This is a genomic window from Streptomyces sp. NPDC026092, from assembly GCF_040638605.1.
GTDB lineage: Bacteria > Actinomycetota > Actinomycetes > Streptomycetales > Streptomycetaceae > Streptomyces.
Genome location: NZ_JBEZYN010000013.1, coordinates 13,483 through 29,090 on the forward strand (window position 1 = coordinate 13,483; position 15,608 = coordinate 29,090).

Consider the following 15,608-nt stretch of genomic DNA (forward strand, 5'->3'; position numbering starts at 1 on the left):
CCGGGACGAAGTAGTCTTGAGTCCATGCCCGAACGCCGTACCGTCGCCCTTGTCACTCTTGGCTGCGCCCGTAACGAGGTGGACTCGGAGGAGCTCGCAGGCCGCTTGGCAGCGGACGGCTGGGAGCTCGTCGAGAACGCCGGGGAAGCCGATGTCGCCGTCGTCAACACCTGTGGATTCGTCGAGGCCGCCAAGAAGGACTCCGTCGACGCCCTCCTCGAAGCCAATGATCTGAAGGATCACGGCAAGACCCAGGCCGTCGTCGCGGTCGGCTGCATGGCCGAGCGGTACGGCAAGGAACTCGCCGACGCCCTCCCCGAGGCCGACGGTGTGCTCGGCTTCGACGACTACGCCGACATCTCCAACCGGCTCCAGACCATCCTCAGCGGCGGCAGCGTGGAGGCCCACACCCCGCGCGACCGCCGCAAGCTGCTGCCGCTGTCCCCCGTGGAGCGCCAGGAGGCCGCCGCCGCGGTGGCCCTGCCGGGCCACGGCACCGTCGAGGCGCCCGTCGAGGCGCCCGAGAACGTGCCGGCGGACCTGCCCGAGGGGATCGCGCCGGCCTCCGGGCCGCGTGCCCCGCTCCGCCGCCGCCTGGACCGCAGCCCCGTCGCCTCGGTCAAGCTCGCCTCCGGCTGCGACCGCCGCTGCTCGTTCTGCGCCATCCCGTCCTTCCGCGGCTCCTTCGTCTCGCGGCGGCCCTCCGACGTCCTCAACGAGACGCGCTGGCTCGCCGAGCAGGGTGTGAAGGAGGTCATGCTGGTCTCCGAGAACAACACCTCGTACGGCAAGGACCTCGGCGACATCCGCCTCCTGGAGAGCCTGCTGCCCGAGCTCGCGGCCGTCGACGGCATCGAGCGGGTCCGGGTCAGCTACCTCCAGCCCGCGGAGATGCGGCCCGGCCTGATCGACGTCCTCACGTCGACCGAGAAGGTCGCCCCGTACTTCGACCTGTCCTTCCAGCACAGCGCCCCCGACGTGCTGCGGGCCATGCGCCGCTTCGGCGACACCGACCGCTTCCTGGAGCTCCTGGAGACCATCCGCGGCAAGGCCCCGCTGGCCGGTGCCCGGTCCAACTTCATCGTCGGCTTCCCCGGCGAGACCGAGGCGGACTTCGCCGAGTTGGAACGCTTCGTCACCCACGCGCGGCTCGACGCCATCGGCGTCTTCGGCTACTCCGACGAGGACGGCACCGAAGCCGCCACGTACGAGCACAAGCTCGACCAGGAGGTCGTCGACGAGCGGCTCGCCCACCTCTCCCGGCTTGCCGAGGAGCTCACCGCCCAGCGTGCGGAGGAGCGGATCGGAGAGACCCTGGAAGTACTGGTGGAATCGGTCGACGACGAGGACGGCGTGATCGGCCGCGCGGCGCACCAGGCGCCGGAGACGGACGGCCAGGTCGTCATCACCGCGGACTCCGCCGCGAGCCGGGAGCTGACTCCTGGCCGTATCGTCGAGGCGAAGGTCGTGGCGACGGAAGGCGTCGACCTGGTGGCCGAGTGTCTTTTCGAGGAGGCGGGCAGATGACCGGAGTCCCGGCATCCGCGACGGGCGGGACCGGTAGGCCCGCGCCCGGCGGCAAGCTGGGCTCCGCGGCGGTCGATCAGGCCGGCCTGTGGAACATCGCCAACATCCTCACCATGATCCGGCTGGTGCTCGTGCCCGCCTTCGTGGTGCTGCTGCTCCAGGACGGCGGTCATGACCCCGTCTGGCGCGCCTGGGCCTGGGCCGCGTTCGCCGTCGCCATGATCACGGACGTCTTCGACGGCCATCTGGCGCGGACGTACAACCTGGTCACGGACTTCGGCAAGATCGCCGACCCGATCGCCGACAAGGCGATCATGGCGGCCGGGCTGATCTGCCTGTCGTCGCTCGGAGACCTGCCGTGGTGGGTGACGATCGTGATCCTCGCGCGAGAGCTCGGGATCACGCTGATGCGGTTCTGGGTGATCCGGCACGGGGTGATTCCGGCCAGTCGCGGCGGCAAGATGAAGACCTTGGCGCAGGGCACGGCGGTCGGGATGTACGTGCTGGTGCTGACCGGTCCACTCGCCACCTTGCGCTTCTGGGTGATGGCGGTGGCCGTCGTGCTGACGGTCGTCACCGGTCTGGATTACGTCCGGCAGGCGATCGTCCTGCGGCGCCGGGGGCTCGCCGAGGAGCGGGCGGCGGGTGCTGCCGGTGGTTCGGGTGGCGCTGCTGCTGGTGCTGCCGGCGCTTCGGGTGGTTCCGGTGAGGCTTCCGAGGGTGCGCCGCAGCCCGTGCCGGGGCCGGCGAGCGGTCCTGAGGACTCAGGGGCGCCGACGAGTGACGCCTCCACGGCGGGGCCCGCTGCGGGGTCGGCGCGATGAACCGGGCCGCCCGCGTGCTGGAGCTGCTTGCGGAGCGTGGTCAGAGCCTCGCCGCGGCGGAGTCCCTCACGGGCGGTCTGGTGGCCGCGGAGCTCACTTCGGTGCCCGGGGCATCAAAAGTCTTCCGCGGGTCCGTGACGGCCTACGCGACGGCCCTGAAGCGGGATCTCCTGGGTGTCGACGAGTTCCTGCTCGGTGAGCACGGCGCGGTGAACCCCGACGTCGCGCTGCAGATGGCGGTGGGTGCGCGGGTCCGGCTCGGCGCCGACTGGGGCGTCGCGACGACCGGTGTCGCCGGGCCCGATCCGCAGGACGGCCAGGCCGTCGGCACGGTCTACGTGGCGGTGGCGGGGCCCGTCGGCGCCGGGAAAGTGGTCGCATTGCGGTTGAACGGCGACCGTGCGGAAATCCGTAGAGAGAGCGTACGGAGCGTGCTGGAACTGCTCGGCGACGAACTCTCGGGAAATGGGCGCGCACAGGATACGGAACAGAACGGGGGGAATTGATGTTTGCAGCCCTGAGTGAACACGACATCGCTCCCCGCACGGCCGCAGCGCGAGGCGGTACGGTGGGGCGTGAAGGATGCGGCTACGCGGTCCGAGGAGGGAGCCACCGATGATTCTGCTCCGTCGCCTGTTGGGTGACGTGCTGCGTCGGCAGCGCCAGCGCCAGGGCCGTACTCTGCGCGAAGTCTCCTCGTCCGCCCGAGTTTCGCTCGGCTATCTCTCCGAGGTGGAGCGGGGGCAGAAGGAGGCTTCCTCCGAGCTGCTCTCCGCGATCTGCGACGCGCTTGACGTACGGATGTCCGAGCTCATGCGTGAAGTGAGCGACGAGCTGTCGCTGGCCGAACTGGCCGAGTCGGCAGCGGCGAGCGAACCGGTGCCGGCGCCGGTACGCCCGATGCTCAATTCGGTGTCGGTGACGTCGGTGACAGGTGTGCCCACCGAGCGGGTGACCATCAAGGCGCCCGCGGAAGCGGTGGACGTCGTCGCTGCCTGAACCGAAGTGGGCGAAGCCCCGGTCGGTGTCCCGTGCGGACATCGACTGGGGCTTTCGTCGTTTCCGGGTTGAGTTCGGTTGAACTCGGTTGAACTCGGTTGTGCGGTTACGGATTGTTCCGAGATGCCCCGTTTTAGTGCTTCGTGCATCGTGGGGAGAACGTGCGACTGGTTGGAGATTCCGTATGTCTGTCGTCAAGAGCCCCCTGTCCGACGCCGACCTGAAGACGGTCGGCTCCGCACTGCAGGGAGCGCTGGTCGACCTCGTCGATCTGGCCCTGGTCGCCAAGCAGGTGCACTGGAACGTGGTGGGACCCCGGTTCCGCTCGATCCATCTGCAGCTCGACGAGGTCGTGCTCACCGCCCGTCAGCACTCCGATGTCGTCGCCGAGCGCGCCTCGGCGATCGGCGTGAACCCGGACGGGCGATCCGCGACGGTCGCCTCGACGAGTGCGGTGGGGGCGGTCGCGGTGGCGAACGGCTGGATCAAGGACAAGGACGCGGTCGCGATCCTCGTCCAGGCGCTCGACGCGGTGATCGTGGGGATGCGGGAGCGCATCCAGGAGACCGGTGACCCCGACCCGATCAGCCAGGACGTGCTGATCGGTCTGACGGCCGATCTCGAGAAGCATGCCTGGATGTTCCAGGCCGAGAGCGCCTAGCGTGGCGCCCGCGCTGTGCGGCTCGTGCGCCGGGGCTGCCTCCCGTGCGCCCTCCCGCAGGGTGATACGGCCGGTCTAGCGTCGACCGCAGGAGGCGGCCATGGTACGGCGACGGGTTGCGCTGGGGACGCTCGGGTGGGTGACGGGCGGCCTCGCGGCCGGCGGGCTGTGGTGGTGGGCGGTGCTGCGACTGGTGCTGGTCCCCGAGCAGTCGGGGCTGGTCGAAGGGGCGGTCGCGGCCGGCGGCTGGGGGCTGAGTCTGCTGCCGGTGCACGTGACGGCGTCCGCCGCACGGGTCACCACGGCATCGCGACGCCGCCGTTGGGGCGGAGGATCTGACCCGTCGTGAAGGCGGCGGCGTCGGACGCGAGGTGGAGCACCGCGTGGGCGATGTCCTGCGGTTCGCCCACCCGGCCCAGGGGGGAGCGTCGGGCCATGGCCGCCTCCGCCTGCTCCTGGGCCGCGGGCTCGTGCCGGTCGGTCATGGGGGTACGGATCCAGCCGGGGGCGATCGCGTTGACCCGGATGCCGTGCTGCCCGACCTCGGTGGCCAGCGTCTTGGTCAGCTGGACGACGGCTGCCTTGGTGACGCTGTAGCAGAGCAGGCCGGGGCTCGCGGTGTCCATGGCGCCCGAGGCCATCGTGACGATGGAGCCGCGGGTGCCGGTCGCGATCATCGAGCGGGCGGCCTCCTGGCAGGCGTACAGGACGCCCTTGAAGTTGACTGCGAGGACGCGGTCCAGGTCATCGTCGCGGGTCTCCAGGACGGTGCTCGTGTGCATGATCCCGGCGACGGCGACCATCGTGTGCAGCGGGCCCGCGCCGGCGACTGCCGTGGCGAGGGCCGCGCGGTCGGTGACGTCGAGAACGTGGGTGTGCGCGGTGCCGCCGTGCTCGCCGACGAGCTTCGCGGTCTCGTGGAGGCCGGGCTCGTCGCGGTCCGCGCAGTGGACGGTGGCGCCCGCCTGGGCCAGGAGCGTGGCGGTCGCGCGACCGATACCGCTCGCGGCTCCGGTGACGAAGGCGGTGCGGCCGGTGAAGTCGTACGCCGTGAGGGCCATGAGCGGACCGTACGACTGGATCTGACGGTCCGTCAATTGGTGGGTGCGGATTGATCGGGGGCCGTTGAGGTCAGGCCGTGGGGCCCTTCTGGCAGCCCGGGCACCAGTACGAGACGCGGTCGTCGGGTGCGGATCGGTGGGCCGTGGGGCCGGCGCGGCGGACCTCGGTGCCGCAGCGCAGGCAGGGGCGGTGCTCGCGGCCGTACACGTAGAGGTGGTGCGCGGGGTGGCGGGTCGTGGTGGTGCGCCGGTCCGGGCGGTCCTTGTTCGCCTCCAGGAGGCGGTGGGCGGTGGCGACCAGGCGTTCGGGGATGCCGGGAGGGAGCTCGCCGACCGGGAGCCAGGGGGTGACGGCGGCGAGGAAGGCCAGCTCGGACTTGTACACATTGCCGATGCCCGCGAGGTTCCGCTGGTCGAGGAGGGCCTCGCCGAGGGGGCGGGCGGGGTCGGCGGTGAGACGCCGGACGGCCTCCGCCGGGTCCCAGTCCGGGCCGAGGAGGTCGGGGCCCAGGTGGCCGACCGCGTTCTCCTCCTCGGCCGTGCGGATGAGTTCCAGGACCGGGAGGCGGTAGCCGATGGCGGTGTGCTCGGCGTTGGCGAGGATCGCCCGGATCTCGTGCGCCGGGCCCCCGCTCCAGCGCTCCCCGGTGGCGAACACGCGCCAGGCGCCCTCCATCCGTAGATGGGAGTGGAGGGTCAGACCGCCGTCGAACCGGGTCAGGAGGTGTTTGCCGCGGGGGGTCACGTCCAGGACGGAGCGGCCGGTGAGATCGGCGGTGGCGAACCGGGGCACGCGCAGATCCGACCGGATCAGGACGCGACCCGCGAGGGCCGTGTGCAGGCTGCGGGCGGTCCGCCAGACCGTGTCTCCTTCGGGCATGGTTCCATGATGGGTCGGCGACGGGGGCCGTGTCTCTTACGGGCGCAGGCGCAGGCCCCTCGGGGTGGCGTGGAAGCCGGCGGTCTCCAGGGCGCGGGCGAGGGGTGAGGTGAGGGCCGTGGCTCCGTTGACGCGCTCCACTGTGACCGTACCGAGCGAGCCCGCGAGGGCGGCCGCGGCCAGGGACTCGGCCGCGGCTCTGAGCACCGGGTCCTCGGGGTCGTCCGGCCAGCACAGCAGGGACTTGCCGCCGCGCTCCATGTAGAGCGTGAGCTCCCCGTCGACCAGGACGACCATGGACCCCGCCTTCCGGCCGGGCTTGTGCCCCGCGCCGCTCGGCGGCTCGGGCCAGGGCAGCGCCGCCCCATACGCGTTCGCGGGGTCGGCTGCGGCCAGGACGGCCGCGTGGGGGCCGGCGCCCGCCTCCACGCCGCGGTCCCGTGCCGTTGCCGCCGCGCGGAGCCGGTCCACGGCCCCGTCCATCGCGAACTGGGCCGCGCCGAGGCCCTCCACCACATAGCCGCGGCGGGCCTGCCCGCTGTCCTCGAAGGCGGACAGGATGCGGTACGTCGCGGAGAACCCGCCCTCTACCCCCTCGGCGGCCACGGCGCCCCGGGTGACCACGCCGTGCCGATCGAGCAGGGTGCGGGCGAGGGCGTGGGCGCGGTGCGTCGGCTCCGGTTCGACGGGCGGGAGCAGCGACCAGCGTCCGCTGACGGTCGGCGGGCCCGTCCGGGACGCGGGCCGTGCGGCGGCGGTGAGTGTGCCGTAACGGCCGCGCGGGATCGTCCGCTTGGCGCGGTGGGCCGTCGACCCCGCCGTACGGCCCGAGCCGAGGAGGGAGCGCAGCGGGGCGAGCGTGTCGTTGGTGAGCCGGCCCGTCCAGGCCAGGTCCCAGAGGGCGTCGGCCAGTTGGGGATCGGTGGCGTCCGGGTGGGTGGTGGCCCGGACCTGGTCGGCGATCTGGCGGAAGAACAGACCGTATCCGCCGGACAGGGTCGTGAGCACGGACTCGTGGAGCGCGGTCTGCTCCAGCGGGTGCGGCGGCGGGAGCAGCAGGGGTGCGGCGTCCGCCAGATAGAGCGAGATCCAGCCGTCCTTGCCGGGGAGGGCTCCCGCGCCGGCCCAGATGACCTCGCCGGTCGTGGTCAGCTCGTCGAGGAGCGCGGGGGAGTAGTCCCTGACCCGGGACGGCAGGATGAGCTTCTCCAGGGCCGAGGCCGGTACGGGCGCGCCCTGCAACTGCTCGACGGCGCGGGCGAGTCCGTCGATCCCGCGCAGGCTGCTGCTTCCCAGGTGCTGCCACTGCGGCAGGAAGGTGGCGAGCGCGGCCGGGGGTACGGGCTCCAGTTCGTGCCGGAGCGCGGCGAGCGAACGGCGGCGCAGGCGGCGCAGCACGGCCGCGTCGCACCACTCCTGGCCGATGCCGGAGGGGTGGAACTCGCCCTGGACGACCCGGCCTGCGGCGGCCAGACGCTGCAGTGCGCCGTCGGTGACGGCGGGGCCGAGGCCGAAGCGGGCGGCCGCCTCGGAGGAGGTGAACGGGCCGTGGGTGCGCGCGTGGCGGGCCAGGAGGTCGCCCAGGGGGTCCTTCACCGGCTCCGTGAAGGCCTCGGGAACGCCCACCGGGAGGGCCGTGCCGAGGGCGTCCCGCAGCCGGCCGGCGTCCTCGATCGCCGCCCAGTGGTCGGTGCCCGCGATCCGGACCCGGATGGCCCGGCGGGCCGTGCCCAGCTCGTGGGCCCAGGCAGGCTCGCCGCCGCGCTCGGTCAACTCGGCCTCGGTGAGCGGGCCGAGGACGCGCAGCGCGTCGGCCACGCCTTCGGCGTCCTTGATCCGGCGGTCCTCGGTGAGCCACTGGAGCTCCCGCTCCAGCTCCGTCAGCACGTCGGCGTCGAGCAGCTCGCGCAGTTCGGCCCGGCCGAGCAGCTCGGCGAGGAGCCGCGAGTCCAGGGAGAGGGCGGCGGCCCGCCGCTCGGCGAGCGGGGAGTCTCCTTCGTACAGGAACTGGGCGACGTAGCCGAAGAGGAGGGAGCGGGCGAAGGGGGACGGCTCGGGGGTGGTCACCTCGACCAGCCGGACACGACGGGACTCGATGTCCCCCATCAGCTCTTCGAGCCCGGGGACGTCGAAGACGTCCTGGAGGCACTCGCGGACCGCCTCCAGGACGATCGGGAAGGATCCGAACTCGCTCGCGACCTGGAGCAGTTGGGCGGCGCGCTGACGCTGCTGCCAGAGCGGGGTGCGCTTGCCCGGGTTGCGCTTGGGCAGCAGCAGGGCGCGCGCGGCGCACTCGCGGAAGCGGGAGGCGAACAGGGCCGATCCACCGACCTGGTCGGTGACGATCTGGCCGATCTCGCCCTTGTCGAACAGGGCGTCCGCGGCGCCGATCGGGGCCTGGTCGGCGTCGTACGTCGTGTCCAGGTGCCGTCCGGGGTCGACCGGCTCCTCGTCCAGGAGGTCCAGGCCCATCAGATCGGCGTCCGGCAGCCGGAGCACGATCCCGTCGTCGGCGTGCATGACCTGCGCGTCCATGCCGTACCGCTCGGCGAGCCGCGCCCCGAGGGCCAGCGCCCAGGGGGCGTGCACCTGGGCCCCGAAGGGGGAGTGGATGACGACCCGCCAGTCACCGAGCTCGTCCCGGAAGCGCTCGACGAGGATCGTCCGGTCGTCCGGCACATGGCCGCAGGCCTGGCGCTGCTCGGTGAGGTAGGCGAGCACGTTGTCGGCGGCCCAGGCGTCCAGGCCGGCGGCGACCAGACGCAGCCGGGCTTCCTCGGTCTCCAGGGAGCCGACCTCGCGCAGGAACGCGCCCACCGCGCGCCCCAGTTCGAGCGGGCGGCCCAGCTGGTCGCCCTTCCAGAACGGCAGCCTGCCTGGCACCCCGGGGGCCGGCGAGACCAGGACCCGATCCCGGGTGATGTCCTCGATCCGCCAGGAGGTGGTGCCGAGCGTGAAGACGTCGCCGACCCGGGACTCGTACACCATCTCCTCGTCCAGCTCGCCGACCCGGCCGCCGCCCTTCTTGGGGTCGGAACCGGCGAGGAAGACCCCGAAGAGGCCCCGGTCGGGGATGGTGCCGCCGGACGTGACGGCGAGCCGCTGGGCGCCGGGGCGGCCGGTGACGGTGCCGGTCACCCGGTCCCAGACGACGCGCGGGCGCAGTTCGGCGAAGGCGTCCGAGGGGTACCTTCCGGCCAGCATGTCGAGGACGGCCGTGAACGCCGACTCGGGGAGCGAGGCGAACGGGGCGGCCCTGCGGACCGCCGCCAGCAGGTCGTCGACCTGCCAGCTGTCCAGGGCGACCATCGCCACGAGCTGCTGGGCGAGGACGTCCAGCGGGTTCGCCGGGATGCGCATCGACTCGATCGAGCCGCTGCGCATCCGCTCGGTCACCACAGCCGCCTGCACCAGGTCGCCCCGGTACTTCGGGAACACCACGCCCGTGGAGACGGCGCCGACCTGGTGGCCGGCGCGGCCCACCCGCTGGAGGCCCGAGGCGACCGACGGGGGCGACTCGACCTGCACGACGAGGTCCACCGCGCCCATGTCGATGCCCAGCTCCAGGCTGGAGGTGGCCACCACGGCGGGCAGCCGGCCCGCCTTCAGGTCCTCCTCGACCTGCGCCCGCTGCTCCTTGGAGACCGAGCCGTGGTGCGCGCGGGCCAGAAGCGCGGGTGCGCCCTGGGCGGCGCCCGACTGCGCCATGATCTCGGCCGGCGGCCGGCCGTCGTCGGGCAGCGGCTCGCCCGTGGCGCGCTCGTAGGCGATCTCGTTGAGCCGGTTGCACAGCCGCTCGGCCAGCCGGCGCGAGTTGGCGAAGACGATCGTGGAGCGGTGGGCCTGGACGAGATCGGCGATGCGCTCCTCGACGTGCGGCCAGATCGAGGGCTTGTCGCCGCCGTCCTTGCCCTCGGAGGCGGGCGAGCCGCCCAGCTCTCCCATGTCCTCGACGGGGACGACCACGGAGAGGTCGAACTCCTTGCCGGACGGCGGCTGGACGATCTCCACCTTGCGCTGCGGGGAGAGATAGCGGGCCACCTCGTCCACCGGGCGGACCGTCGCCGACAGGCCGATGCGGCGGGCCGGGCGCGGCAGCAGCTCGTCGAGCCGTTCCAGGGACAGCGCGAGGTGCGCGCCGCGCTTCGTCCCGGCGACGGCGTGGACCTCGTCCAGGATGACCGTCTCGATCCCGGCGAGCGCGTCCCGGGTGGCGGAGGTCAGCATCAGGAAGAGCGACTCGGGGGTAGTGATCAGGATGTCCGGCGGCTTCGTGGCGAGCGCGCGGCGCTCGGCGGGAGGCGTGTCCCCGGAGCGGATGCCGACCTTGATGTCCGGCTCGGGCAGGCCGAGGCGTACCGACTCCTGGCGGATGCCGGTCAGCGGGGACCGCAGATTGCGCTCGACGTCGACGGCCAGGGCCTTCAGCGGCGAGACGTACAGGACGCGGCAGCGCTTCTTGGGGTCGGCCGGCGGCGGGGTCGACGCCAGCCGGTCCAGGGAGGCGAGGAAGGCGGCGAGCGTCTTGCCCGAGCCCGTCGGGGCGACGACGAGCACGTCCGAGCCCGCGCCGATGGCCTGCCAGGCGCCCTCCTGCGCGGCCGTGGGCGCGTGGAAGGCCCCGGTGAACCAACCACGGGTCGCGGGGGAGAACGAGTCGAGCGCGGACCTGACCATGCCCCCCATCGTGCACCCAGCCACTGACAACCGCCCGGACCTGGGGAAACCGGCTCGTGGCGGGGCCGCTCGGTGACGCAGAATGGGGACATGGCGACAGGCGAACGGGCACGGTACTGGCGGTACGCGGAGCTGCCCGGCGTCGATCTGCTGCACGCCCACTACGTGGAGAAGGCCTTCGCCCGGCACACGCACGAGACCTTCGTCTTCGCCGCGATCACCGACGGCGTGGAGGCCTTCCACTACCGCGACGACCTGGTGTACGCGGGTCCGGGGCAGATCGCCCTGGTCAACCCCGACACCCCGCACACCGGGCACGCGGGCGTGCCCGAGGGGTGGACGTACCGCACGATCTACCCCGACGCCGCGCTGATCCGCTCCATCGCCGCCGACACGATCGCGCTGCGCGGCGACGTGGGTTTCACCGACCCGGTCGTGGACGATCCGTACGCCGCCCAGCTCGTCATCGGTGTCCACCGCGCCGCCGAGGAGGGCAACGCACTGGCCGCCGACAGCCTGCTGCGCTTGGTGACGGCGAGGATGCTGCGCAGTCACGGGGGCCGGATCGCGCCGCTCGCCCCCCGCTCGGCGGGCGCCAGGAACGCGGCACGCGCGCGTGCCGTCCTGGAGGAGCGGATGACCGACCCGCCGACCCTGGAGCGCCTCGCCGCCGACCTCGGCACCAGCCCCTTCGCCCTGCTGCGGGCCTTCCGGGAGGCGTACGGGATGCCGCCGCACACCTGGCTCACCGACGCGCGCGTCCGGCGGGCCCGGCGGCTCCTCGAGATGGGGACGGCGCCGGCCGAGACGGCCGCCGCCGTCGGCTTCACCGACCAGTCCCACCTCAGTCGGCACTTCGCACGGAGCGTGGGGGTGCCGCCCGGCGCGTACCAGCGCTCGCGCGCGTCGTAGCGGGGCACGCGCGGGGTCGCGGGGCGGGGCGTCCGCGGCGGGGTCCCGGGCGTCCTTGGCGGGGCGTCGGCGCAAGAACGTACAAGACCGCGCGCGGACGGGCCCGTACCGTCGTTGACGTGGCAGAACAGACAGCACCCCCAGTCATACGGGAGTCGACCAAGGCGGACTCGGCGGTCGTGCGCGACGCGCTCGGCGTCGGGATCGCCGTCGGCCTCTCCGGCTTCGCCTTCGGCGTGACCTCCGCAGGATCCGGACTCACCCTGCTCCAGACCTGCGCGCTCAGCCTGCTGGTCTTCACCGGCGCCTCGCAGTTCGCGCTGGTGGGAGCGCTCGCGGCGGGCGGGAACCCGTTCACGGCCGCGGCCGGAGCCTTCTTCCTCGGCACCCGCAACGCCTTCTACGGGCTGCGCCTGTCCCAGCTGCTCGCGCTGCCGCGCCCCGTCAGGCCCTTCGCCGCGCAGTGGGTCATCGACGAGACGGCCGCCGTGGCGCTGGCGCAGCCGACGCGGCGGGCCGCGCGGATCGGGTTCACCGTCACCGGACTCACGCTCTACGTCCTGTGGAACCTGACCACGCTCCTCGGCGCCCTCGGCGCGGAGGCCATCGGCGACACCAAGGCCTGGGGCCTGGACGCGGCGGGACCCGCCGTCTTCCTCGCGCTCCTCGCGCCCATGCTGAAGACGGCCACGGAGCTGTACACGGCGGCCCTCGCGGTCGTGCTCGGCCTCGGGCTGCTGCCCGTGCTGCCGGCCGGCGTCCCCGTCCTCGCGGCGGCGCTCGCCGCCCCCGCGGTGCTGTGGCTGCGGGGCCGTCGCCTGGCCGACGGGACGGGCACGGGCGGCCGTGCCGCGGAGACGGGTGCGAAGGACAAGGAGGGCGACCGATGACCGTCTGGATCGCGATCGGCCTCACGGTCGTCGGCTGCTACCTCGTCAAGCTGCTCGGGCTCCTGGTGCCGGCGGGCGCGCTGGAACGACCGCTCGTCCAACGCCTGGCGGCCCTGCTGCCGGTCGCCCTGCTCGCGGCGCTGACCGCCCAGCAGACCTTCGGGGAGGGTTCCGGACTCGCCCTGGACGCCCGCGCGGCCGGTGTGGCCGCGGCGGCCGTCGCCCTGGTCCTGCGCGCCCCCTTCCTGGTGGTCGTCGGCGCGGCCGTCGTCGTCACGGCGGGCGTACGAGCCCTGGGCGGCTAGCGGGCTCACACGCCCTCGTGGCGCTGCTGCTGCGCGAGGCCCGGGAGGCATAGACGGACCGGCCGGGCCGCCTTGCGTCAGTCGATCGGGCGGCCGTGGGCGCGCAGTGTTCGCAGCGCCTCGATCGTCACGATCGGGCGGGCTTCCAGCGCCGTGCCGGGGGCCCACTGGCGCCAGGTGACCGGCCAGCCGCCGTCCTCCTGCTGGGCCGCCGTCAGGTGGTCGAGCGAGCGGGCCATCTCCTCGTCCGTGAACCAGCGCCGGGCGAGCGAGTCCGGCACGCGCGCGTAGTCGTACGGGAAGTGGTGCTCCTCCGGCGCGTACCCCGGCGCCACCGGGAAGTCGTCGAGCCGCCCCGGATCCAGGACCGCGAGCCCCTGCTCCCGCACCAGGCGGCCGAGGCGGTCGGCGACCGCCTGCGCCCGCGACCGGTCCGGGACCCCGTCCAGGAAGGCGACGGCGGCCTCGATCTCGTACGGGTGCGACTTCTCCAGCGACTCGACGGCCGACCAACAGAACTCGGTCGCCCGGAAGAGCCACGCGTGCCACACCTGGTTGCGGTGGAGGAGGCCGACCACCGGGCCGGTGGAGAGCAGCGCGCTGGGCGGGTCGTCGACGATCGGCACGAACGGCGCGGCGGGGTAGCCGCGCTGGGACGGGTGGACGGCGGGCAGCGCCCCGTCGAGCGTGGACACCTCGGTGAGGTAGCGGCAGATCCGCTCGATCCGCAGCCCGCCGCAGCGGCCGACGGAGTCCAGGACCCGCAGCGCGTGCCCGGTGTGCAGCGGCTGGCTGACCGGGCCGCGCAGATCCGGTTCGAGGGCGTGGCCGTAGCCGCCGTCCTCGTTGAGGTACGCCGCGAGCGCCACCTCGACGGGTTCCGCGCCGCCGCGCAGGAAGTGGTAGGCGAACCGGCGCTGTTCGAGCACGCGGGCCGTCAGCCAGACGAACTGTTCGGCACGCGCGCGTGGAGTCGGATGCGGAGCCGCGAGAGGAGTTCCAGCCATGGTTCCGACCGTAGGCCGCCCGGGACGTGTGACAAGGCTTACCGACCGGGCTGCACTCTTGGGGGCGGGATACTGGGTTCATGCGGTTGACGATTTTCTGGGAGCGGATGGCGGACCACTTCGGCGGGTCCTACGCCGAATCCTTCGCACGGGACCATGTGATGTCCGAACTGGGCGGCCGTACGGTGCACGAGGCACTGGACGCCGGGTGGGAGGCGAAGGACGTGTGGCGGGCGGTCTGCGCCGCCATGGACGTACCGGCCGACAGGCGCTGATCGCGACCGGCCACGCGGTGACCGGCCACGCGACGGGCCCGGCGGGGACGGAATGTCGGCGCGGTGCGCGAGACTGGCGGGGTGGCTCCGACTGACGACACCGACGCGACCGGCAACGAGACCGGCAAGACGACCGCCGACGGGAACCTCGACCAGGCTCTGACCGGGCGCACCCCGGGAGCGCGGTCGGAGGGGCGGTCGGCCGCGGGCAGAGCCTCCGGGGGGACGTCCGGGTCCGCGATCCCGGGCTCCGAGACGTCGGGGCCGGCGAGCCCCGGATCCAGGCCCGCCACCTCCGGCTCCGTGCCCGCGCCGGCCCGGGGCGGCATCCCGACCCCCGGGAGCGGGCCCGTGACGTCCCCGGCCGGAGCCGGGGCCGGCTCCGGTGGGCCGGGAGAGGGAGTGAAGGCCGGGCCGCACGCCCGGATGCCTCGCTGGCTGCCCCGGGCCATGGTGCTCGCCCTCGCGCTCTACGCCTGCTTCCAGCTGGGCAGCTGGGCGTTCCACCAGCTCATCGGGCTGCTCGTGAACATCGTCGTCGCGTTCTTCCTGGCCCTCGCCATCGAACCGGCCGTCGGAAGGATGGCCGCCCGGGGCATGCGGCGAGGACTCGCCACGTTCCTCGTCTTCCTCGCCGTGATGGTCTTCGGCGTGGGCTTCGTCGTCCTGCTCGGCTCGATGCTCGCGGGCCAGATCGTCGACATGGTCGAGAACTTCCCCCAGTACCTCGACTCACTGATCAACTGGATCAACCAGACGTTCCACACCGAGCTGTCCCGCGTCGAGGTCCAGGACAGCCTCCTGCGCTCCGACTGGCTCCAGAAGTACGTGCAGAACAGCGCGAGCGGCGTCCTGGACGTCTCGGCCACGGTCCTCGGCGGCCTGTTCAAGGTGCTGACGATCTTCCTGTTCTCGTTCTACTTCGCCGCCGACGGGCCCCGGCTGCGCCGCGCGCTCTGCTCCGTTCTGCCCCCGGCCCGCCAGACCGAGGTCCTGCGGGCCTGGGAGATCGCCGTCGACAAGACCGGCGGCTATCTGTACTCGCGCGGCCTGATGGCCCTGATCTCCGGCGTCGCGCACTTCATCCTGCTGGAGATCCTGGGCGTGCCGTACGCCCCGGCGCTCGCGGTCTGGGTGGGCCTGGTCTCGCAGTTCATCCCCACCATCGGCACGTACCTGGCGGGCGCGCTGCCCATGCTGATCGCGTTCACCGTGAACCCCTGGTACGCACTGTGGGTGCTGGCCTTCGTCGTGGTCTACCAGCAGTTCGAGAACTACGTCCTGCAGCCGAAGCTGACGTCCAAGACGGTGGACATCCACCCGGCCGTCGCGTTCGGCTCGGTGATCGCCGGCACGGCGCTGCTCGGCGCGGTCGGCGCGCTGATCGCGATCCCGGCCGTCGCCACCCTGCAGGCCTTCCTGGGCGCCTATGTGAAGCGGTACGACGTGACCGACGACCCGCGCGTGCACGGCCACCGGCGCTACGGCGAGGCCGTCGTCGCCCGGCTCCAGAAGGCGCTGCACCACAAGAAGGAGCAGGGCCGGGCGCCGTCCGGGGAGGACGGCACCCAACCCTGAGCAGCCCGCGCG

At 73.0% G+C, this 15,608-nt stretch carries 15 protein-coding genes; 11 read left to right on the top strand and 4 right to left on the bottom strand.

Annotated elements, in window-relative coordinates; translation table 11 throughout:
- Positions 1–24 precede the first annotated feature (24 nt).
- From rimO to AB0F56_RS21625, 6 genes are all read left to right on the top strand, one after another.
- Entirely contained in the window at positions 25–1,527 is a 1,503-nt protein-coding gene (gene rimO / locus AB0F56_RS21600) for a 30S ribosomal protein S12 methylthiotransferase RimO (RefSeq protein WP_362012037.1), read from the top strand.
- Positions 1,524–2,351 (top strand): CDP-diacylglycerol--glycerol-3-phosphate 3-phosphatidyltransferase, encoded by an 828-nt coding sequence (gene pgsA / locus AB0F56_RS21605; RefSeq protein ID WP_362012040.1) that lies wholly within the window; start codon positions 1,524–1,526, stop codon positions 2,349–2,351. The genes rimO and pgsA overlap by 4 nt, the downstream gene beginning before the upstream one ends.
- On the top strand, positions 2,348–2,857 hold the full coding sequence (locus AB0F56_RS21610) for a CinA family protein (RefSeq protein WP_362012043.1): 510 nt from the start codon (positions 2,348–2,350) through the stop codon (positions 2,855–2,857). Before pgsA ends, AB0F56_RS21610 begins: the two co-directional genes overlap by 4 nt.
- Positions 2,858–2,966: 109 nt before the next feature.
- Positions 2,967–3,350, top strand: a complete 384-nt coding sequence (locus AB0F56_RS21615; protein WP_126887636.1) for a helix-turn-helix transcriptional regulator — start codon at positions 2,967–2,969, stop codon at positions 3,348–3,350.
- Between the two features lie 184 nt (positions 3,351–3,534).
- Complete coding sequence (locus tag AB0F56_RS21620; protein WP_362012046.1) at positions 3,535–4,011, top strand: DNA starvation/stationary phase protection protein; 477 nt, start codon at positions 3,535–3,537, stop codon at positions 4,009–4,011.
- 100 nt (positions 4,012–4,111) lie between these two features.
- Positions 4,112–4,360, top strand: a complete 249-nt coding sequence (locus tag AB0F56_RS21625) for a hypothetical protein (protein ID WP_362012049.1) — start codon at positions 4,112–4,114, stop codon at positions 4,358–4,360.
- Here the strand turns inward: AB0F56_RS21625 and AB0F56_RS21630 are convergent.
- From AB0F56_RS21630 to AB0F56_RS21640, 3 genes are all read right to left on the bottom strand, one after another.
- Entirely contained in the window at positions 4,308–5,072 is a 765-nt protein-coding gene (locus AB0F56_RS21630; RefSeq protein ID WP_362012052.1) for an SDR family NAD(P)-dependent oxidoreductase, read from the bottom strand. The two genes, AB0F56_RS21625 and AB0F56_RS21630, sit on opposite strands and share 53 nt — an antisense overlap.
- Before the next feature lie 70 nt (positions 5,073–5,142).
- Positions 5,143–5,952, bottom strand: coding sequence for a DNA-formamidopyrimidine glycosylase family protein (locus AB0F56_RS21635; protein WP_362012055.1), 810 nt, complete (start codon positions 5,950–5,952; stop codon positions 5,143–5,145).
- Positions 5,953–5,988: 36 nt separating this feature from the next.
- A complete protein-coding gene (locus AB0F56_RS21640; RefSeq protein ID WP_362012058.1) occupies positions 5,989–10,629 on the bottom strand; it encodes a DEAD/DEAH box helicase in 4,641 nt (1,546 codons plus the stop codon).
- A gap of 90 nt (positions 10,630–10,719) precedes the next feature.
- Here AB0F56_RS21640 and AB0F56_RS21645 point away from each other — a divergent pair, with 90 nt between their 5' ends.
- From AB0F56_RS21645 to AB0F56_RS21655, 3 genes are all read left to right on the top strand, one after another.
- Positions 10,720–11,541, top strand: a complete 822-nt coding sequence (locus AB0F56_RS21645) for an AraC family transcriptional regulator (RefSeq protein ID WP_362012061.1) — start codon at positions 10,720–10,722, stop codon at positions 11,539–11,541.
- 119 nt (positions 11,542–11,660) lie between these two features.
- The gene (locus tag AB0F56_RS21650) at positions 11,661–12,431 is read left to right on the top strand and encodes an AzlC family ABC transporter permease (protein ID WP_362012064.1); all 771 of its coding nucleotides are present in this window, start codon (positions 11,661–11,663) and stop codon (positions 12,429–12,431) included.
- Positions 12,428–12,736, top strand: coding sequence for an AzlD domain-containing protein (locus AB0F56_RS21655; protein WP_362012067.1), 309 nt, complete (start codon positions 12,428–12,430; stop codon positions 12,734–12,736). The genes AB0F56_RS21650 and AB0F56_RS21655 overlap by 4 nt, the downstream gene beginning before the upstream one ends.
- A gap of 77 nt (positions 12,737–12,813) precedes the next feature.
- Here the strand turns inward: AB0F56_RS21655 and AB0F56_RS21660 are convergent, their stop codons facing one another.
- Complete coding sequence (locus tag AB0F56_RS21660) at positions 12,814–13,743, bottom strand: hypothetical protein (protein WP_362012070.1); 930 nt, start codon at positions 13,741–13,743, stop codon at positions 12,814–12,816.
- 80 nt (positions 13,744–13,823) lie between these two features.
- On the opposite strand from AB0F56_RS21660, the gene AB0F56_RS21665 reads away from it, so the two are divergent.
- Positions 13,824–14,018 (top strand): DUF3046 domain-containing protein, encoded by a 195-nt coding sequence (locus AB0F56_RS21665; protein WP_361966227.1) that lies wholly within the window; start codon positions 13,824–13,826, stop codon positions 14,016–14,018.
- 402 nt (positions 14,019–14,420) lie between these two features.
- Positions 14,421–15,596: an AI-2E family transporter gene (locus AB0F56_RS21670; RefSeq protein ID WP_362012438.1), complete on the top strand. Its 1,176-nt coding sequence runs from the start codon at positions 14,421–14,423 to the stop codon at positions 15,594–15,596.
- Positions 15,597–15,608: the final 12 nt, after the last annotated feature.